This is a genomic window from Plantactinospora sp. DSM 117369 (genome assembly GCF_053764795.1).
Window position 1 is genome coordinate 3,182,968 of sequence record NZ_CM132446.1, and the last position, 18,571, is coordinate 3,201,538.

The 18,571-nt window shown below is 73.4% G+C and carries 14 protein-coding genes; 5 read left to right on the forward strand and 9 right to left on the reverse strand.

All coding sequences use genetic code 11. From position 1 onward, the window contains the following. Positions 1-2 precede the first annotated feature (2 nt). Complete coding sequence (locus ACSMXO_RS14095) at positions 3-1,298, reverse strand: aldehyde dehydrogenase family protein (protein ID WP_455418076.1); 1,296 nt, start codon at positions 1,296-1,298, stop codon at positions 3-5. Between the two features lie 250 nt (positions 1,299-1,548). Continuing rightward, positions 1,549-3,006, reverse strand: coding sequence for an MFS transporter (locus ACSMXO_RS14100; protein ID WP_455418077.1), 1,458 nt, complete (start codon positions 3,004-3,006; stop codon positions 1,549-1,551). Positions 3,007-3,198: 192 nt separating this feature from the next. Here ACSMXO_RS14100 and ACSMXO_RS14105 point away from each other — a divergent pair, with 192 nt between their 5' ends. Beyond that, complete coding sequence (locus tag ACSMXO_RS14105; RefSeq protein WP_455418078.1) at positions 3,199-4,038, forward strand: hypothetical protein; 840 nt, start codon at positions 3,199-3,201, stop codon at positions 4,036-4,038. A gap of 94 nt (positions 4,039-4,132) precedes the next feature. Here ACSMXO_RS14105 and ACSMXO_RS14110 read toward each other — a convergent pair whose 3' ends face one another. Further along, positions 4,133-6,037 (reverse strand): DUF2207 family protein, encoded by a 1,905-nt coding sequence (locus ACSMXO_RS14110; protein ID WP_455418079.1) that lies wholly within the window; start codon positions 6,035-6,037, stop codon positions 4,133-4,135. Between the two features lie 329 nt (positions 6,038-6,366). Beyond that, positions 6,367-7,419, reverse strand: coding sequence for an LLM class flavin-dependent oxidoreductase (locus ACSMXO_RS14115; RefSeq protein WP_346257621.1), 1,053 nt, complete (start codon positions 7,417-7,419; stop codon positions 6,367-6,369). Positions 7,420-7,719: 300 nt separating this feature from the next. On the opposite strand from ACSMXO_RS14115, the gene ACSMXO_RS14120 reads away from it, so the two are divergent. The 3 genes from ACSMXO_RS14120 (at position 7,720) to ACSMXO_RS14130 (ending at position 11,739) form a co-directional block, all read left to right on the forward strand. Then, positions 7,720-9,144 (forward strand): hypothetical protein, encoded by a 1,425-nt coding sequence (locus ACSMXO_RS14120; RefSeq protein ID WP_455418080.1) that lies wholly within the window; start codon positions 7,720-7,722, stop codon positions 9,142-9,144. Positions 9,145-9,172: 28 nt separating this feature from the next. Then, complete coding sequence (locus tag ACSMXO_RS14125; RefSeq protein WP_455418081.1) at positions 9,173-10,396, forward strand: ARPP-2 domain-containing protein; 1,224 nt, start codon at positions 9,173-9,175, stop codon at positions 10,394-10,396. Between the two features lie 77 nt (positions 10,397-10,473). Continuing rightward, positions 10,474-11,739: an SGNH/GDSL hydrolase family protein gene (locus ACSMXO_RS14130; protein ID WP_346257619.1), complete on the forward strand. Its 1,266-nt coding sequence runs from the start codon at positions 10,474-10,476 to the stop codon at positions 11,737-11,739. 78 nt (positions 11,740-11,817) lie between these two features. On the opposite strand, the gene ACSMXO_RS14135 is transcribed toward ACSMXO_RS14130, so the two are convergent. Both ACSMXO_RS14135 and ACSMXO_RS14140 read right to left on the reverse strand, forming a co-directional pair. After that, positions 11,818-12,975: a DUF5685 family protein gene (locus ACSMXO_RS14135; protein WP_455418082.1), complete on the reverse strand. Its 1,158-nt coding sequence runs from the start codon at positions 12,973-12,975 to the stop codon at positions 11,818-11,820. Between the two features lie 61 nt (positions 12,976-13,036). Beyond that, positions 13,037-14,215: a low temperature requirement protein A gene (locus ACSMXO_RS14140; protein ID WP_455418083.1), complete on the reverse strand. Its 1,179-nt coding sequence runs from the start codon at positions 14,213-14,215 to the stop codon at positions 13,037-13,039. 178 nt (positions 14,216-14,393) lie between these two features. Here ACSMXO_RS14140 and ACSMXO_RS14145 point away from each other — a divergent pair, with 178 nt between their 5' ends. After that, complete coding sequence (locus ACSMXO_RS14145) at positions 14,394-15,527, forward strand: serpin family protein (RefSeq protein WP_455418084.1); 1,134 nt, start codon at positions 14,394-14,396, stop codon at positions 15,525-15,527. Positions 15,528-15,562: 35 nt separating this feature from the next. Here the strand turns inward: ACSMXO_RS14145 and ACSMXO_RS14150 are convergent, their stop codons facing one another. From ACSMXO_RS14150 to dgoD, 3 genes are read right to left on the reverse strand one after another with little or no spacing between them, the layout of a single operon-like run. Continuing rightward, a complete protein-coding gene (locus ACSMXO_RS14150) occupies positions 15,563-16,141 on the reverse strand; it encodes a gluconokinase (RefSeq protein WP_455418085.1) in 579 nt (192 codons plus the stop codon). Beyond that, entirely contained in the window at positions 16,131-17,360 is a 1,230-nt protein-coding gene (manD, locus tag ACSMXO_RS14155; RefSeq protein WP_346257614.1) for a D-mannonate dehydratase ManD, read from the reverse strand. The genes ACSMXO_RS14150 and manD overlap by 11 nt, the downstream gene beginning before the upstream one ends. Positions 17,361-17,415: 55 nt before the next feature. Further along, on the reverse strand, positions 17,416-18,564 hold the full coding sequence (gene dgoD / locus ACSMXO_RS14160; protein WP_455418086.1) for a galactonate dehydratase: 1,149 nt from the start codon (positions 18,562-18,564) through the stop codon (positions 17,416-17,418). Positions 18,565-18,571: the final 7 nt, after the last annotated feature.

The following is an 18,571-nucleotide window of genomic DNA, read 5'->3' on the forward strand; positions in this document are numbered from 1 at the left end:
GGTCAGCCGGGGACGCCGGGTGCGTCCTCCGGTACGACCACGTACTGCCGCAGGTAGAGATCCTGGAAGGTGACCGGGCCGCGCGGGCCCGGCACGTGGTCCACGTTGATCCCGGTCTCCGGTACGCCGTGCAGCTTGAAGCCGTCCAGCAGCCGGGTCGAGGCGTTCCAGAAGACCCCGGTGCCGACGGCGGAGGCGATGAACCGCTCGGCCGCGGCCCGGTCCTCGGTCACGATCGTCGCGGCGAGCCCCGAGGTCTCGGTGTTGGCGATCGTCACCGCCTCGGCCAGGTCGGTCACCTCGGCGATGGTCACGGTCGCCTCCCGGCCGCTGTCCAGGGCCCACTCGTAGCCGACCGGGTGGTCGTACGGCGGCAGCGAGGCGCGGACGCCCAGCTCTGTCAGGGCCGCCTCGAAGCGGGGCAGTGCCGCTCCGGCGACGTCCCGGTGCACCAGCAGCAGGTTGACCCGGTTGCAGACGCCGAGCCGGTCCAGGCCGGTGACCAGCAGCTCGGTCGCCCGGTCGAGGTCGGCGGCCGCATCGACGTAGAGCACCCCGCCGCCGTCGGCGTGCGCCAGCGTACGGACGCCGTGCCGGGCCGCCTCGGCGCCGAGCGAGCGGGTGGCGTCACCACTGCCCCGGAGGATCACCAGCGGAATCAGGTCGGTCTGCCGGACCAGGGCCACCGCGCTCGCCCGGCTCGCGTCCGGCAGCAGTTGGATCGCGTCCGGATCGAGGCCGACGTCGCGCAGCCCGGCGGCGATGACGTGCTGGTGGAGCGCGTTCGCCGAGGTGAGTGCGGCGGACCCGGTACGCAGCACGCCCGCGTTGCGGGACTTCACGAGTTGGGAGGCCACGTCGACGGTCACGTTCGGCCGGGCCTCGAAGTTCGCCCCGATCACCCCGACCGGCCGGCGGCGCTCGGAGAGCCGCAACCCGCCCGGCAGCGACCGCAACGGCGTTTCCCGGGCCGGGAACGGCGCCTCGGCGAGCAGCCGCAACTGGTCGGCCATTCCCTTCAGCCGGGCCGCGTCGAGCCGGAGCCGGTCCTGTAGCGCCGGGCTCATCCCGGCGGACCTGGCCGTCTCGACGTCCCGCTGGTTGGCGGCGAGGATCTCGCTCTCGGCCGCGACCAGGCGGTCGGCCATCGCCGTCAGTGCAGAGTCGATCACCGAGTCCGGTGCCTCGGTCAACCCGGCCGACCCGGCCCGGGCCCGCCGGCCGCACTCGGCGACCAGGGCGTGCACGCGGTCGTCCGCTCCGCCCGGGGCTCCGTCGGTCCCCTCGATCGAAACCATCTGCCGGTCTCCTTCGCCGTCCTCGTCCGCCGCCATGCTATGCCGCAGGCTGGTGGCAGCCACCGAGTCTGACACGTTTGTTCAACGAGAGAGCAATGGTGTCCGCTATTCAGGACCGTCCGGGCCCGGGTACCGGGGTCCGACCAGTCGGAGTACCTCCAGCCACCGGCCGCGGCTGGCGCACCCTCGGCCGTGGGCATGGTGATCAGGAGCAGTTGCCGCTGTTCCGCCTGCCCGCGTCGCGCGGCCGTTACCGGCGCGCCGCGTCGCTCACACCCGGACGACACGCGACGGGTCGACGGGCGTCGTCGCGCATCTGGCGGTAGGCGATCGTGCCGGCCACCACGGCCAGTAGGCCGCCGCCGAGGATCACCGGCCGGGTGGCGTCGATGAGGAGATCGTTGCCCCACAGGAGGACCTGGCGTTGCCCGATCAGGGTCACCAGCAGCGGTGACAGGGCCACGGAGCACCCCAGGACGACCTTCAGCAGCGACTGGTAGAGCGCGTTGACCCGACCGCGTATCGCGTCATCGACGCGGGAGCCGATGATCGTGACACCAGCCAGGAACGCGGTGCCGGCGCAGGCACCCACTACCACCACGGTCGGTAGCGAGACGGCCAGGTGCGGGGAGAGCGCCAACAGGACGAGCATGCTTCCGGCGGCGACGACGGCGATGCCGAACAGTCGCTCGTGCGTCATCCGGCCCGCCAGTCTGGGCGTGGCGACGATGCCGATGACCAGCCCGAGAAAGGCGGCAAGTAGCAACAGCCCGAAGGCGGCCTGGCCGCCGAGCAGGCTCAGGGCGTACGGCTGAGCCGAGCCGACGACAGCGCCACCGGCGGCGAGCGCGCCCGCCATGCCAACCAACAAACCACGGACGAGGGGGGTACGCCGCAGGTAGCTGACACTGTCGCGCAGCATCCCGGCCACTCCCGGGCCGGGTGCGGTGGCGGCCACGGGGGTGGAGGCGTCGGGGGTCGGCGGCGTCGCCTGGGCGAACCGCCCGGAGAGCTCAGGCACGAGGGCGGTGATCGATGCCGCGCTGGCCAGGTAGAGCAGTGCGGCGAGGACGATCGCGAGCCGGGTCAGGCCGTTCATGGCGATGACCTCGGTGGGCAGGCCGAAGACGGTTCCGGCACCGGTGATCAGGGTGTACAGGGCGCCGGCGACCACGATGGTGATGCCGTATGTCATGACCAGGCCCAGTTGGGCCGCTGACGCGACCTGGTCCGGTCGACGGAGCAGTCGGGGCAGTGCGGCGTCCTTGGCCGGAATCCACATGGTCGTGGCGATCTGGACGAGAAAGCCGCCCGCGAGGATCCACCAGTAGGTGTTCACGACCGCGATCGACAGCAGTAGTGCGCAGCGGACGAGGTCGGCGGCGGCCATCACGGTACGTCGATCGAACCGGTCCGCGATCAGCCCGGCGATCGGCGCGAACAGCAGGCCGGGCAGCAGATTGGCGAACAGGACGCCGCTGAACGCGAAGTTCAGCCCCGCTGCGCTGGTGGCCAGGGTGCTGGCCAGCGCGGCGAGCCCGGCCAGAGCCAGCCAGTCCGCGGTACTGCACAGTCCCGTCACGACCCACAGCCGGCGGAACGCACGCAGCCCCAGCACGTCACGCGCCTGGGCCAGCGAGGAGTTTCCACGGCTATCCGAGCGGGTGTCTTCGTCGGTTGACGGTTCCGCCTCCTCGCTGATCCGCATCAACGCACGGTAGACGTGGCTGGGTACGGGGCAACGAGCAGGTCTCCGCCGCGGTCCGCGAGCGGTTCCGGTCGGCTTTGCGCGACGACGGCGTGAACCATCGCTTCGGACGGACCGGACGATCGGCGCCGGCGGGGCGGGGCCGAGGGGCACCGGCCGGAGCATGATCGGCGTACGGATAGGGTCCCCGCCATGTTGAAAAAGCTGGTGCGGGTCGCCTTCCTCGATGCCGACACCGGAGCCCAGATCGGTCACAGCGAACTGCCGCTCGGACAACTGCCGGAGAGCTTCCAGGCGGCGACCACGCTGGAACTGGCCGGCGCCACCTGGTCGGTCGAACGGGCCGAGCCGCCGACGTCGGCACAGTTCGGCGCGACCGGGACCCTCACCCTGACGCTGCGCCGGATCGAGTCGGTCCCGCCCGGCGGCATCCTCTATTCGCTGCCTACGCTCTGCGCCGCCCTGCCGGCGGTCGCCGGGGCACCGGCCGGTGCCGACCGCCTCGAACTGCACGAGGACGACTGGCGGCAGGTGGAGTTGGTCAGCGCCGATCTCGGTGACGAGGTCCAGACCGAGTTGCGGGCGGTACGCCAGAGCTTCGAGCAGCACGCCCGCCGCGACGAGCAGGGTCGGATCTACGGCTTCCAGGGCATCCACATCCGCAGCCAGCCGGTCCGGCCGCTGTCCGGGACGGTGTCCCGGAGCCGGCTGCTGAGCCTGCTGCCGCCCGGCGCCCGGAGCCGGGGCGGTATCGGCTTCCGTGGGCAGCCGGGGATCGTGCCCAGCTCGTTCGCGGTCTCCGTCGGGCGGGTGCTGCTGTACGGGCTCGCCGACGGCGACTCGCTCGCCGTACTGGCCGTGCACGCCGAGCCGGGACCGGCGGCGGAACCACAGCCGGAGCTGGTCGCCGCGCTGGAGCGGTCGATGCGCGAGGCCGACCTGCTGCTCGTCGACTGGTGCCGGGTCGCTCTCGTCCCGCCGGCCTCGATCGGCGACTACCTGGCAGCGACCGGGGTGGTCGGCCGGAGCTGACCGGCCCGGCGTCCCGAGTCCGGCCCGGGCGCTCCCGGTCAGGCCGGGCGGGTCAGGCCGGGCGGGTCAGGCCGGGCGGGTCAGGCCGGGCGGGTCAGGCCGAGTCGGTCTGCCGGGCCGACGCCCGGGACAGTGCGGTATCCAGCAGCCCGGTCAACCGGTCCGGCGCGACGTCCCGGCCGGGCTGGAGCAGCACCACCACGTCGCCCCGGCGACCGACCAGCCGATCGGCACCGAGGTACGCCTCGTCGCCGGTTCCGGCCAGCGGCCGGCCGACCGCCCGGACCAGGGTCAGCAACACCCGACCGGACCTGCCCCGGGCGACGGTGACGGTCAGCGCCGGCCGGCCGTGCAGATCGGTGAACTCGGCGGACCACGGCCGGTCGTCCGGATATCCCGCCGTCGATGCGGACCTGACCGGCCGGCCCAGCGCCCAGCCGATCTCCTCGGCACTGAGCAGTCCGTCGGACCCGATCCGGTCGCCGTCATCGACTCCGGGATCGGGCCCGAACCGGTCGGCGGCGGCGGTGCCACCCGGTGCGGACCGGGCCGGCCGGTGGACGGTGACTCCCCGTACCCGGCGGGTCCACGGCCGGACCCGCGCGGTCACCACCTCGCCCAGCCGGCACTGGCCGGAGATCTCCTCCGGCAGCACCCAGGCCCGGGTCCGGTCGGACCGGCCGTCGTCGATCACCAGGTAGTGGTTCACCGGTACGTACTCCCGGGCGCTGCCCTCCACGACCTTCCGCTGCCAGACCTGCTGCCAGAGCACCTCGCCGGTGACGCTGCCGGGCGCCACCAGGTCGATCAGCACCCGCAGGGCGAGATAGCCGGCGTAGCCGAGCGCGACGAGCCCGGTCAGCAGGAAACCGAGCGTGATCGGGTCGCTGGAGAGCCGCACCCAGAGTTCGCCGACCGCGTCCAGGGGGCCCTCGGCCGCCCCCGGCTCGGCGCTGCCCAGCCAGAGCGAGCCGAGTACGCCGGTGAACGTACCGCCGACCAGGGCGGCGAGAATCGCCCGGAAGGTGATCCAGCCCAGCGACTGCCCGTACCGGAGGCGGCCGCTCGGATAGCTGACCCGGATCTGCCGCCAGGTCCCGCCGTACGAGGACCGGAGCAGGTCACGGTTGGCCAGTCCGAGTTGGACCACCCCGGCGACGACCCGGGTGAGCCCGAACGCGGTGCCGTACCCGAGCCGGCGGCCCCAGGTGGCGACGGCCGACGGCGGCAGGTCGGCGAACCCGGCCTGCCCACCCAGCCACGCGCGCAACCCGGCCCAGCGCGCGGCGGCGCTACGGCCGGCGGGCGTGTCCCGCTCGCCGTGGTCCCGCCGGACGATGCCGCCCAGCACGGTCGCGGTGACCACGAGCAGCGCGATGGCGCCGAAGACGCCGTCCCCGTCCTCGTTCTCCAGCCCTCCGGTGCGGACCAGGTAGTGCCAGGCGCCCGCCGCCACCCCCAGCGCGGCGCCGCAGCCGGCGGCCACCAGCGCGGTGACCAGGGTGGCCGGAAACCGCCGGCGGGAGAGGCCGAGGCGCCGGGCGTCCGCGACGACCAGCCGCCGGAACGACTTCGTCCACGACTTCGTCCGCTGCTCGTCGTGCAGGCCGAGCGCGGTCAGCGGGACCACGCCGTCGACCGCCCGTTCGACCACCCGGGACAGCACCAGCCGTTCGTAGCGGTTGAGGTCGTCGGCGGGACGGCCGGTGGGATGCACCGTCGTCCCGGCCGGATCCGGACCGCTCTGCCGGAGTGCGAGATGTCCCCGCGCGGCGAGGTCGAGCAGGGTGGCGCGGGCGGCGTCCGGGGTGATCCGCCACCGGTTCGCCAGCAGGCTGACCACGGCCGGTGACTCCGGACCGGGCGGCTCCGCCGTCGGCGCGGCGGGTGTGGTGCCCCGGGGCCGAGTGGCCAGCCGGGCGATCCCGTAGGCGGCGCTCCAGAGGGCGAGGCTGACCACCGGAAGGCCGGCCTCGACGGCCAGGTCGGCGAGGCTCATCGCCGGCCCGGGCCGGGCCGCTCGTCCACTGTCGTCGCGGCACCGCCCGGACGGTGTCGGGTCCGCGCCGGTCGGGGTCGGGGCGGATACCGGACGGGGTGAGTCGGCAGCGGACCCCGGCCCACGGGTCATCACCTTCCGTTCGCGCGGCTGCGCCACCGCCCGGCGGCGGTCGTCAAGTTGATGTTGCAAGATGCCGTCAAGCCCGCACATCAGCCGTCCGGCCGGGGCAACTGGAGCGCCGGTCGCCACCGGCCGGTGGACAGCCGGATCCCGTCCTGCGGTCGCCCCGGCGGCGGAGGCATCGAGGCATCACTGGGGTGCCCGGGTCAGGACGCCGGGCGGCCGTCCGCGGCGAGGAGTTCCCGGACCCGGGGGACAACCTGGGTGCCGTACCGCTCGATCGTCCCCATCAGGCGCTCGTGCGGCAACGTGCCGGCCGAGTACTTCAGGTCGAAGCGCTGCACCCCGAGGACCTGCACCGTTCGGGCGATCTTGCGGGCCACGGTCTCGGCCGAGCCGACGTGCCAGGCGCCGCCGGCGATGTCGGCGTCGAAGCGGCTCCGGGTCATCGGCGGCCAGCCGCGTTCGGCGCCGATCCGGTTGAACAGCACCCGGACGTGCGGCCAGAGCAGGTCCGCCGCCTCCTGGTCGGTCTCGCCGACGAAGCCGGGCGCGTGCACCGCGACCGGCAGCGGCTCCCGGCCGAACTCGGCGAGCGCGCGGTGGTAGAGCTGCACGTACGGAGCGAACCGGGCCGGGTCGCCGCCGATCACGGCCAGCACCAGCGGGAAGCCGTACCGGGCGGCCCGGACCACCGACTCCGGGCTGCCGCCGACACCGATCCAGGTACGGATCCGGCCCGACTCCGTCTTCGGATAGACGTGCTGCTTCGTAAGCGACGCGCGTACGGTGCCCTGCCAGCTCACCGCGTCCTCGGTGAGGAGCTGCGACATCAGCTCGGTCTTCTCCTCGAAGAGCCGGTCGTAGTCGGTCAGGTCGTATCCGAAGAGCGGGAACGACTCGGTGAACGAGCCACGACCGAGGGTGATCTCCGCCCGGCCCCGGGCGAGCGCGTCGAGGGTGGCGAACCGCTCGTAGACGCGTACCGGATCGTCGGAGCTGAGCACCGTGACCGCGGTGCCGAGCCGGATCCGCTCGGTCCGGGCGGCGATCGCGGCCAGCACGATCTCGGGGGCCGAAACCGCGTAGTCGTCCCGGTGGTGCTCGCCGAGCCCGAAGGCGTCGACGCCGAGCCGGTCGGCCAGGACGGCCTCCTCGACCACGTTGCGGATCACCTGGGCGTACGGCACCGGGTTGCCCTCGGCGTCGGCGGTCACGTCGCCGAAGCTGTCCAGACCGAATTCCACGGCCGTCGCCATGTCGTCCTCCTTCACCGGTTGCCGGTCGTACCCGTGCGGCCGGCTCTCCGGGCGGTGTAACGGCGCTGCCGACGGTCGCATTCCCGCCCGAGCGGGTGCGAAACACCCCCGTTGACCGGTACGCCGGGCCGGCCGCGCGGGGCTAATCGTCTCGCCCGCGCACCGCGGCACCGGGTACGGTGACCCGGCCGGCCGCGGGACTCAGGTGCGACTTCCGGAACCCGCCTCTGCAGCGATGATTCGCAGTTCGTGCCCTCATTCCCCGGCCGGCTTCCCCTTACCTGCCGGATGGAGGTCGCCGTGCTGTCGCTGTCGGACCGGGTCGCGTGCGAGGACGTGGTCATGTTCGTCAACGCGGCGGTCACCTCGACCGGGCAGCGCGAGTTCCGTTCGGAGGCCGCCGAGCAGCGGATGTCGCTGTCGTTCCTGCACGACTACGTGCTCGGCAACTACCGCGACCTGTACGCCGCGACCCTGGCGCTGGACGTCAACGACTTCAACGCCGCGCTGGTGGTGACGAACCTGCTCCGTACGGCACGGCTCGCCGACCCGGCCCGCCGGGCGGTGGAGGGGCGGCTGATCGCGGCCCGGTTGCGGCTGCTGCCGCCGCAGCGGGCCTACCGGGTGTTCGGGGAGCTGCGCCGGCTGGGCGTGAACAACCGGCGTACCCGGGCGATCGTCCGGGACTGGCTGGCGGCCCGGCCCGATCCGGCGCTCGACGCGGTCAAGTACCGGCGTGGACTCGCCGTCGCCGCCCGGCACGCGCATCTGGCGCTGCCCGGGGAGTTGGGCACGGTGCTCTTCGACTGGCGCCGTCCGAAGCGGTACGAGACGCCGATCCTGGAGACCTGGCGCCGGGCACACTACGAGCAGCGGGCGCTCTACGGGCTGCCGTACACCGCCGCCGAGGGGCTGGCCACGCTGCACGGCGTCGGGCGGGCCCGGTTCCTGACCGGCATCGCCCCGAAGCTGACCGGTGCCGAGCGGCTCCGGCTCCAGTCCTCGGCCCGCCGGCTCGGCGTCGAGGCGGTCCGGATGGAGCTGTCCCGGGCCCCGCTGACCCGGCTCGCGAGTTACGTGCTGTCGCTGCCCCGGGTCGAGCGGGTCGCACGGCGCGCCGAACTGACCGAGGCGTTGCACGCCGCCGCCCGTCGTGCCGCCGGCCGGCAGGCCGGAAGCTGGGGTCGGGTGGTGGCGGTGCTGGACGACAGCTACTCGTCGTCCGGCTCCGGTGTCAAGCGACGCCGGCCGCTGGCGGTGGCGCTGGCCACCCACTATCTGCTCGACGTGCTCGCCGCCGACTACACCGGACTCTGGCTGCACCATCGGGACGACCCGCTGCTGGTCCGGGCGACCGGACCGACCGGGCTGGGGGAGCGGCTGCTGGACGGGCTGGCGCACCGACCGGACCGACTGGTGGTGGTCTCGGACGGCTGGGACAACGCGCCGCCCGGCCAGGCGGCGGAGGTGCTGCGGATCTGGCGTACCCGGCTCGACCCGGAGCGGCGGACCTCCGTCGTGCACCTGAATCCGGTGTACGACAGTGACGTCTTCGACGTGCGCCGGCTCGCGCCCGGGGTGGCGACCGTCGGGGTACGCGACGCCGAGGACGCCGCCGCACTGGTCGAACTCGCCCGCTTCGCCACCGGTACGGCGAGCTTCGCCGACCTGCGCCGGCACCTCGACGACCGGGTCGACCAGTTCCTCGCCGGGCAGTCAGTGTGACCACAGTGGACGGGAAGGAGGCGGCGGGGTGAGCGTGGCACAGGGGAGCGGTGGTGGTGCCCGCGTAGTCCGGCCGGAGCGGCACGAGCTGGAGTTGACCGGCCTGCACGCCGGCCCGGACCAGGTCTGGGGCGCCGTCCGGCTGCAACCGCTGCTGCGCGCCGAACCCCTCACCGAGCTGCGGCTGCACCCCCGGCTGCACGACCCGGACGAGCTGTCGGTGGTGGCCGTGGGCCCGCGCACCGGGTACGTCGCCTACATCCCGCACGCCTTCGTGGCGACCTGGACCGACGACGGCAGCCCGGCCGCCGCGTACGGCACCCAGTTGGTCGACCCGGCGGCGGGCGGCCCGCCCCGGGGCATCGGGCTGCACTTCCACCGCCGGATGGCCCGGCGCGAGGAGAGGCGCCGGCTGCGCTTCCTGCCGCTGCACCTGGCCCTGGAGGGCTATCTCGCCCTCCAGTTCGGCGGGCCGCCGATCGCCTGGCAGGAGTGGACCCGCCGGGCCGTCACCCGTGGCCTGTCGCCCCGGGTCGAGGCCGCGTACGCCGGCACCGAGATCCCCGGCCTCGGCGACGCGCTGCGGATCTTCGAGATCCACCCCGACCAGTGCGGCATGCTGCTCTACGTCGCGGACGCGCTCGCCGCCGCCCTGGTGGTGCCGCATCCCGAGGACTACCGTGCCCTGCACCCCACGCTGCTGGGCGACCTCTACGGCGAACTGGTCCACCAGTACGCGCAGCTCTATCCGGCGGTACCCGAGTTCCCGGCCCGGCTGGACGAGTCCCGGGTGCACAGCGTGGCCGACCTCCGGGCCGAGCTGGCGCGCGGCCGGGCCGCCTGGGAGGAGGTGCGCCACCTGATGGCCGACGGGCTCTTCGGTGCGCAGCACCGCACGGTCGAGTCGGTGTACCGGATGGGCCGGTTCACGCTCTCCCGGTTCCTGCCGCCGTTCCACCCGGACCGGGAGAACCACGTCGGCGAGACCATCACCGACGCCGACGGCCGGCTGGCGTACCTGAAGTCCTTCCGGCTCTCCGCCGCGCAGGCCCGTCGGGGGCACCTGCTCGGCCGGCTCGCCGCGTACGACTGGGAGCTGGACGCCACCGCCGCCGCGCTCGGCACCGATCGGGCCGGGTTGGTGCTCCGCCTGGACCGGGCCGGCTTCGGGCACCTGCTGCGGCCGGACGTCCTGCACGCCTGCCGGGCAGCCGTCCGGCGGTCGCCGGCCGGGATCCGTGCCATTCGTTGACCCCTGTCCGGGTGCGTGATCTGATGCCCGGACGCGAAGAAGCTTCGATATGTCGATCAGACCTTTGGGGGTCGGAGATGTTCGGGTTCCGTCGACCCGCGTTCGCCGCGGCGCTGGCGTTCACGCTCGCCGCGACCGGCACGCTGTCGGGCATCGCCACCGCACCGGGTACGGCCACGGCGGCGCTGCCCACGGCCGCGGTCGCGCTCGGGGACAGTTTCGTCAGCGGCGAGGGGGCCGGCGGCTACCAGCCGGTGGTGGACGTGAACGGTACCCCGCAGAGCTTCCCCGGCTGGTCCGCGCCGAACAGCAACGCCTTCTTCTGCCACCGGTCCGCGAACGCCTCGCTGCACCAGGCGAACCTGCCCGGCATCTCGGCCCGGTTCAACCTCGCCTGCTCGGGCGGCCAGCCGTACGACATCGCCAACGCCTCCGCCGGCCGCACCAAGGGGCGTACGGTGGCGGCGCAGCTCGACCAGCTCCGGGCGGTGGCGCAGACCCACGACATCGACCTGGTGCTGCTCGGCCTCGGCTCCAACAACAGCTCGTTCACCTTCGGCGACGTCGCCTCGGACTGCGCCAACCGGTTCATCGCGGACGCCTGGACCGGCTGGTGGGAGTTCTGGGCGTACCTCGGCGGGCCGGTCGAGCAGGCGCCGTGTGCCGGCGACGACCTCGGCACCCCGGCCGAGTTCGCGGCGGCGACCGCCGAGACCACCAACGCGGTCCGGCACCTGCTGGCCACGCTGGACCAGGTCGACGCCGACGGGCAGCACCGGATCGTCTTCCAGGACTACACCAACCCGTTGCCGTTCGACTTCGAGTCGCGGTTCCACGAGGAGGACAGCCGGGACGACAGCCGGGACAAGTTCCGGGCCCTGGGCGCCGAGCGGTACGCGGCCGGCTGTCCCGTGCACCGGGCCAGCCTGGCCGCCGGGCATCTCTTCTCCACCGGTCTCGGCACCCTGGTCCAGTCGGTGCACGGCACCATGCGGGCCGAGTTCCCCGGCGACGACCTGGTCTATCTGAACGTGCAGCGGGCCTTCGACGGCGCCCGGCTCTGCGAGACCGGGTCCAGCCCGACCGGTGCGCTCGCCACCCCGATCCGGTTGCAGGACGGCCCGACCGGGGTCCCGGTGACCAGCCTCTCCGGCTACGACAAGATCGCCATCCAGCGGATCGCCAACGCCTGCGTCACGTACTTCCAGACCTGCCAGGAGTCCTGGCACCCGAACGCGGCCGGGCACGCGGTGCTCGGGCAGTGCCTCGCCGGTGCGGCGGCCACCCCGAACCGGGCCGTGGCCTGCGTCCGCTCCGGCACCGGGGCGATCAGCGTGGGCTGAGCCGCTCCGGCCCGTCCGACCGGTCGGGTCCGCACCGGCGCCGGGACCCCGGTGCGGCCCCGACCTCAGCTCCCCGGCTCAACAGCAGTCGCAGCAGTCGCAGCAACTGCCGCAATTGCTGCAACTGCCGCAGTCGCAGTGCCTCGTGCACCAGCACCGGTCGCCGCAGTTGCTGCGGCGGTGCTTGCTCCAGCGCGGCTGCCACAGCCCGCAGGTGCAGGTGGTGAGCACGCAGGCGCCCCCTCTCACCAGCGGTGCGCCGCAGCCGTCCGGCCTCGGCGCCGGGCGCCCGACCGGATGTCCCGCCGGCTGTGCCGACCGGCCGTGCGGGACGAGCGGCAACCCGTGGTCGGCGCCGGGACGGCCCGCCGGCGCGCCCGCCAACGCGAAGGTCCGCTCGATGGCGTCGGCGACCTCGCGGTCGAGCAGTGCCCGGACCAGCCTCCGGTCCCGCAGCTCCAGGTCGGCCAGGGCCAGCCGCAGGCCGTGGTGCGCGTCCTCGCACAACCGGCGCGCCTGCGCCAGGTCGGTGCCGCTGGCCCGCAGCGGGTTGAACGCGCCCCGCACGGCGTCGTCGGCGTGGTCCTCGACCGCGTCGAGCAGGTGTGCGATCCGGCCGAAGTACCGGCCCACCTCGGCCAGCCCGGCGGCGTTGCCCGGCCGGCCGGCCAGCGTCGCGGTGTGCGCGAAGGCGGCCGCCACGGCGGTCTCGGTCGGCTCGGTGGCGACCAGCACCGGCACACCCGGGACGACCCTCGACTCCAGTTCGGCCTGCCGGGCCAGCGCGGCGAAGAGCACGCCGGTGTCGAAGCCCACCCCGCTGCCGGTCCGGGCACCGGCCTCGGCCCACCCGTCGGCCAGTCGGCCGGCGACCCCGGCGAGAGCGGGGACCCGCAACGCGCCGTCCCGGTCGGCGACGTGGTCGCGGGTCTTCCCGGCGGCGAGGACCAGCGATACGGCGGCGGCCAGCCGGGCGCCGGGATCGGCCGAGGAGAGCACCGAGGCACGCTGGAAGCCGCGCAGTGCGCACGGCGCCGCCGGACGGTACGGGGCAGGTGCCGCGCGCTGCGCCTCCAGGAGTACGGAGATCAGCAGGCCGTCGTAGTTGGTGGCCAGCCGGGCCCGGTGCCCGTGTTCGTCCCGCAGGGTCAGGCAGAGCCCGCAGAGGTGGCCGAGCCAGGCGGTGTGCAGCTTTCCACACATCCGGTGCCGGCACGGCCGTACGACCCCGAACATGGCGCCTCCCAGATCGATCCGGCTGCTGCGGCAGCGTAGCGACCCGGCGCACCTCGCAGGATCAGGACCGGGTGGACCTGCGACCCGGCCAGCGCCAGCTCCTCGACCGGGCGGCGTCGGAGAGGGCCACGCCGACCAGGACAGCGCCGGTGAAGCCGGCCACCGCGACCGGGGCCAGCGGCAGGAACGCCGGTGCCGTGCCGACCAGCACCACCAACCAGACCAGCCGGGACCAGGAGAACGTGCCGAACAGCTCGTACTCGAAGACGGTGCGGCCGATCAGGAACAGGGTGGGTCCGCCGACGATCACGGCGACCACGCCGAGCCCGGCCCGGGTGCGGGACTGGCCGGTCAGCAGCTCGAATCCGGTGGCGGTGGCGACGATGCCGGCCACCATGCACAGGTGGGTGTACGGCGCCCACCGGGTGGCCCGGCGCGGCCCCTTGTCGATCGCCACCTGGAGGAGCACTCCCGCCCGGTAGACGTAGATCTGCCAGAGCAGCAGCATGGTGACGAACGCCAGCAGCAGGATGCCCATCCGTCCGGCGTTGGGCCCGCTCCGGCCGCTGAGCAGCAGCGGCACCAGGATGATGTCGCCGAGCGCCAGGATGACGAACTGCTGGTAACGCTCGCCGAGGTGCTCGCTCGCCTTGTCGTACTGGTCCAGCGGGACCCGGCCGAGCCACGGTGTCGGATAGCGCAGCGCGCCGCCGACGGCGTCGATCAGCAGGGCGACGGCCCAGAGCGCGAGGCGGGTCGAGGCCGGCAGGAAGGCGCCGGCCAGCCAGAGCGCCCCGGAGAGCACGAACCAGAAGAGGAACCGGGCCGCCCGGATCTGGGCCTGATGCCTGCGGAGGACGGCTATCAGCACGAAGCCGCGGACCAGGTGGATCGCGACGTACATCCCGGCGAAGAGCCAGCCGAGCGCCGAGAACGCCAGCGGGATGCTCGCGGTCATCACGACGCTGCCGAGCATCGCCCAGGCGACGATCACCTGGATCTTGGGCTCCTCCGGGTTGTAGAAGTCGGTGAGCAGGGCGGTGATGGACCAGATCCACCAGACCGCCATCAGCAGCACCAGTACCTCTGCCGCGGCGGTCCAGGTCACCTGCTCGGTCAGCCGCATCGAGAGCAGGGCGAGTGCCGCGACGTAGATCACGTCGAGCAGCAGTTCCAGCAGGGTGGCCCGCTTCGGTGCCTCGGGATGGCGCAGCAGTCTGCGCGTCTCGTCGCTCGCCATCGAGCTGCCGTCCCACTCCCCGCCGTCCCGACCGCTACCTTCTCCTACCAACGCGAACGATCGACGGGCGGGTTGGACGTAACCCGGCCGCACGGCACAGGCACGAAGACCGGAGGATGGGTCGGATGAGGCATCGCACCGAAGAGACAGCGACGAGTGGGCGCGGCGGGGTGCCGGGATGAGTACCGAGGCGGCGAACGCGCTCACCGCGCGCTGGGCAGCCCGGCTGGACGGCCGGCAGACGGTCTTCTCCGGCGCGGGCGTCTATCCGCTGCTGGCCCTGCTCGCGCCGTACGCCGACGGCCCGGCCCGGGCGGAGCTGCACGCCGTCGCCGGCACCCCGGCCCGGTACGCCCTCACCGGCTCGCCGACCACCTCGCTGGCGATGGCCGTCTGGTCCCGCCACGACCTGCCGTTGACCGACCGGTGGCTCGCCGCCGTGCCGGAGTCGATGCGCGGGCAGCTCACCGGCGACCCCGGCACCGACCAGCCGGTCCTGGACGGCTGGGCGGCCCGGCACACCGACGGACTGATCCCGGCGATGCCGGTGCGGGTCAGCCAGGAGACCCGACTCCTGCTCGCCAGCGCCCTGCTGGTGCTGACCACCTGGGCGGAACCGTTCGCGGAGGGCTGGATCCGGCCGCAGGCCGGCCCGTGGCAGGACCGCGACCTCACCGGCCTGCACCGGAGCACCCGGGACCTGGCCGTGCTGCGGGTCGCCGACACCGAGGCCGGGCCGGTGACGTTGCTGACCGTACGCGGCAGCGAGGACGTCGACGTGGTGCTCGTGCTCGGCGGGCCGGACCGGACGGCGGCACAGGTGCTGCCGGCCGCGGTCACCGCGCTCCGGCCCGGCCCGTCGCTCGCCGTCACCGCCGGCCCGGGGGTCACCGAGGAGGTGGTGACCGCCCTCGACGACCAGCCCGAGCTGTGGGTCTCCACCGTCCGGTTCACCGTCGCGGGCGACCACGACCTGCTGGAGCACGCCGAGTTGTTCGGGCTGCGTAGCGCCACGGACTCCGGCCGGGGCCACTTCCCGGGCATCAGCCCGGAGCCGCTGGCGGTCTCGGCGGCCCAGCAGAGCGCGGTGGCGACGTTCGGTCCGCAGGGCTTCAAGGCGGCCGCCGTCACCGCCGTCGGGATGAGGGCCGGCTCGGTGCCACCGCAGCCGACCAGCCGGAAGCGCCGGGTACGGGCAACCTTCGACCGGCCGTTCGGCTTCCTCGCCGTGCACCGGGGCAGCGGCCTGGTGCTGGTCGCCGGCTGGGTCACCGACCCCGACCCCTACCAGCACCCCACCTGGGGTTACTGACCACGCCCGGCCTCGGTCGGGCGTGGCGTGGTTGGTCAGCCGCTCGGGCGACCGGCCCGGCGGGGCAGGTCGAGGCCCTCGACCGCGGCCTCGACCAGTTCCTCCGGCGTCGCGGCGACGTCGAGGGTGAGGACCCGCTCGTCCGGTCCCGGCCGTTCCAGCGTGGCGATCTGCGAGTCGAGCAGGCTGGCCGGCATGTAGTGCCCGGCCCGCCGGGAGATCCGTTCCCGGATCACCTCCGCCGACCCGTCCAGGAAGACGAAGTCGACGCTCGGCGGCCCCTGCCGGAGTACGTCCCGGTAGGAGCGCCGCAGCGCCGAACAGGCCAGCACCGTGGAGACACCCTCGGCGGCGCGTTCGGCCATCCAGCCGGCGAGCTCGCGCAGCCAGGGCCAGCGGTGCCCGTCGTCGAGCGGCACCCCGGCCCGCATCAGCTCCACATTGGACTCGGGATGGAACTCGTCCGCCTCGGCGAAGGTCAGCCCGGTCAGCGCGCTGATCCCCTCGGCCACGGTGGTCTTGCCCGACCCGGAGACGCCCATCACCACCACGTGCCGGGTGGACCGGACCGGCCCGCCGCCGTGCGACGGGCCGGAGCCGCCGTCACCAGTCATGGACGGTGCCGTCCTTGAGCCGGTTGAACGGCAGGTACGCCGGCTGGTACGGGAAGCGGGCCGCCGCCTCCTCGTCGAGTTCCACCCCCAGGCCGGGTTGCTCACCGGGGTGCAGGTATCCGTCGGTGAAGGTGAACGACTGCCGGAACACCTCGTCGGTCAACGGACCGTGCCGCATGTACTCCTGGATGCCGAAGTTGTGGATCGCCAGGTCCAGGTGGAGCGCGGCGGCCATCCCGACCGGGGAGATGTCGGTCGGCCCGTGAATCCCGGACTTGATCTGGTATTGCGCGGCGAAGTCGAGCAGCTTGCGCATCGCGGTGATCCCGCCGGTGTGCGTGACGGCCGACCGGACGTAGTCGATCAACTGCTCGCGGATCAGCGTCTGGTAGTCCCAGACCGTGTTGAAGACCTCGCCGATCGCCAGCGGGGTGGTGGTGTGCTGCCGGACCAGCCGCAGTGCCTCCTGGTTCTCCGCCGGGGTGCAGTCCTCCAGCCAGAACAGGTCGTACGGCTCCAGCGCCTTGCCCAGCTTGGCGGCCTGGATCGGGGTCATCCGGTGGTGACCGTCGTGCAGCAGCGGCAGCTCCGGGCCGAACTCGTTGCGGACCGCCTCGAAGACCGTCGGCAGGTGCCGCAGGTAGGCCCGGGTGTCCCAGTCCTCCTCGGCCGGCAGCGGGATGCGCTGCGCCGGCTCGTAGTCGTAGCGCTTGCCGTCGACGCTGGGCTGGGCGGCGACCCCGTAGACCGCGTTGATGCCGGGGACCGCGGTCTGCACCCGGATCGACCTGAAGCCGAGTTCCAGGTGGTGCCGGATCGAGTCGAACAGCTCCGGGATGTCCCGGCCGGAGGCGTGCCCGTACGCCATGATCCCGGTCCGGGACGCCCCGCCGAGGAGCTGGTAGAGCGGCATCCCGGCGGCCTTCGCCAAGATGTCCCAGAGCGCCACGTCGACGGCGGCGATCGCGGCCATGGTGACCGGCCCGCGCCGCCAGTACGCCGAGCGGTAGAGGAACTGCCAGGTGTCCTCGATCCGGTGCGGGTCCCGCCCGATCAGCAGCGGTACGACGTGGTCGGCCAGGTAGGAGGCGACGGAGAGCTCCCGCCCGTTCAGGGTGCCGTCGCCCAGCCCGGTGATCCCCTCGTCAGTGGTGATCTTCAGCGTGACGAAGTTGCGGTCCGGACTGGAGACGATCACGTCCGCGGCGACGATCTTCACGACATGCCTTTCTGCGCTGGGGTGGTGGACGGGAGCGGCGGGCCGACGGGGCGGCTCACCACTCCGCGAAGGAGCCGTCGGGGTGCCGCCAGACGGGCCCGCGCCAGCTGTGCCCGCGCTGGTCCGCCCGGCGTACCGCATTCTCGTCGAGCTGGATGCCGAGACCGGGACCGGTGAGCCGGGCGATGTGCCCGTCGGCGAACCCGAACGGCGTCCGGTCCACCAGGTAGTCCAGCACCTCGGCGTCGGCGTTGTAGTGGATCCCGATGCTCTGCTCCTGGATCAGGTAGTTCGGGGTCGCGAAGCCGACCTGGAGGCAGGCGGCCAGCGCGATCGGCCCGAGCGGGCAGTGCGGGGCGAGCTGCACGTCGTACACCTCGGCCAATGCGGCGATCTTACGGACCTCGGTGATCCCGCCGGCATGCGACAGGTCCGGCTGGGCGACCGCGATGCCGGCCTGGAGCGCCGGCAGGAACTCCTGCCGGCTGTAGAGCCGCTCTCCGGTGGAGACCGGGGTGCTGGTCGACCGGACGAACTCGCCGAGCAGGTGCGAGTTCTCCGGTACGACCGGCTCCTCCAGGAAGAACGGCCGGAACGGCTCCAGCAGCGGGGCGACCCGGCGGGCGTTGGCCAGGGTGAACCGGCCGTGGAAGTCGACCGCGACGTCCCGGTGCTCGCCGAGCACCTCCCGGGCGGCGGCCACCCGGCGGACCACCCCGTCGAGTTCGGCCACCGAGGCGACCGGGCCCATCCGGCCGGACGCGTTCATCTTGACCGCGGTCAGCCCCGCCGCCACCTGCGCGGCGATGTGCTCGGCGACCTCGCCCGGCTCGTCACCACCGACCCAGCCGTACACCCGGATCCGGTCCCGGACCGGGCCGCCGAGCAACTGGTGCACCGGAGCGTCGAAGTGCTTGCCGGCGATGTCCCAGAGCGCCTGGTCGAGCCCGGAGACCGCGCTGGCCAGGATCGGGCCGCCCCGGTAGAACGACCCCTTGGTCATCACCTGCCAGTGGTCCTCGATCCGCAGCGCGTCCTGGCCGATCAGCAGCTCGCTGAGCTGGTGCACGGCGGTGCGTACCGTCTCGGACCGGCCCTCGCAGGTCGCCTCGCCCCACCCGACGGTGCCGTCGGCGGTCTCGATGCGGACGAAGAGCCACCGGGGCGGGACGAGGAAGGTCTCCACCCGCTCGATCTTCGTCACGCCGCCC

Bases quoted from the DNA above. Each gene is read 5' to 3' on its own strand.
- ACSMXO_RS14135 (WP_455418082.1), bottom strand. From the start codon at position 12,975: ATGTTCGGGGTCGTACGGCCGTGCCGGCACCGGATGTGTGGAAAGCTG.
- ACSMXO_RS14095 (WP_455418076.1), bottom strand. From the start codon at position 1,298: ATGGTTTCGATCGAGGGGACCGACGGAGCCCCGGGCGGAGCGGACGAC.
- ACSMXO_RS14105 (WP_455418078.1), top strand. From the start codon at position 3,199: ATGTTGAAAAAGCTGGTGCGGGTCGCCTTCCTCGATGCCGACACCGGA.
- ACSMXO_RS14115 (WP_346257621.1), bottom strand. From the start codon at position 7,419: ATGGCGACGGCCGTGGAATTCGGTCTGGACAGCTTCGGCGACGTGACC.
- ACSMXO_RS14110 (WP_455418079.1), bottom strand. From the start codon at position 6,037: ATGAGCCTCGCCGACCTGGCCGTCGAGGCCGGCCTTCCGGTGGTCAGC.
- ACSMXO_RS14150 (WP_455418085.1), bottom strand. From the start codon at position 16,141: ATGACTGGTGACGGCGGCTCCGGCCCGTCGCACGGCGGCGGGCCGGTC.
- ACSMXO_RS14145 (WP_455418084.1), top strand. From the start codon at position 14,394: ATGAGTACCGAGGCGGCGAACGCGCTCACCGCGCGCTGGGCAGCCCGG.
- ACSMXO_RS14140 (WP_455418083.1), bottom strand. From the start codon at position 14,215: ATGGCGAGCGACGAGACGCGCAGACTGCTGCGCCATCCCGAGGCACCG.
- ACSMXO_RS14130 (WP_346257619.1), top strand. From the start codon at position 10,474: ATGTTCGGGTTCCGTCGACCCGCGTTCGCCGCGGCGCTGGCGTTCACG.
- ACSMXO_RS14100 (WP_455418077.1), bottom strand. From the start codon at position 3,006: ATGCGGATCAGCGAGGAGGCGGAACCGTCAACCGACGAAGACACCCGC.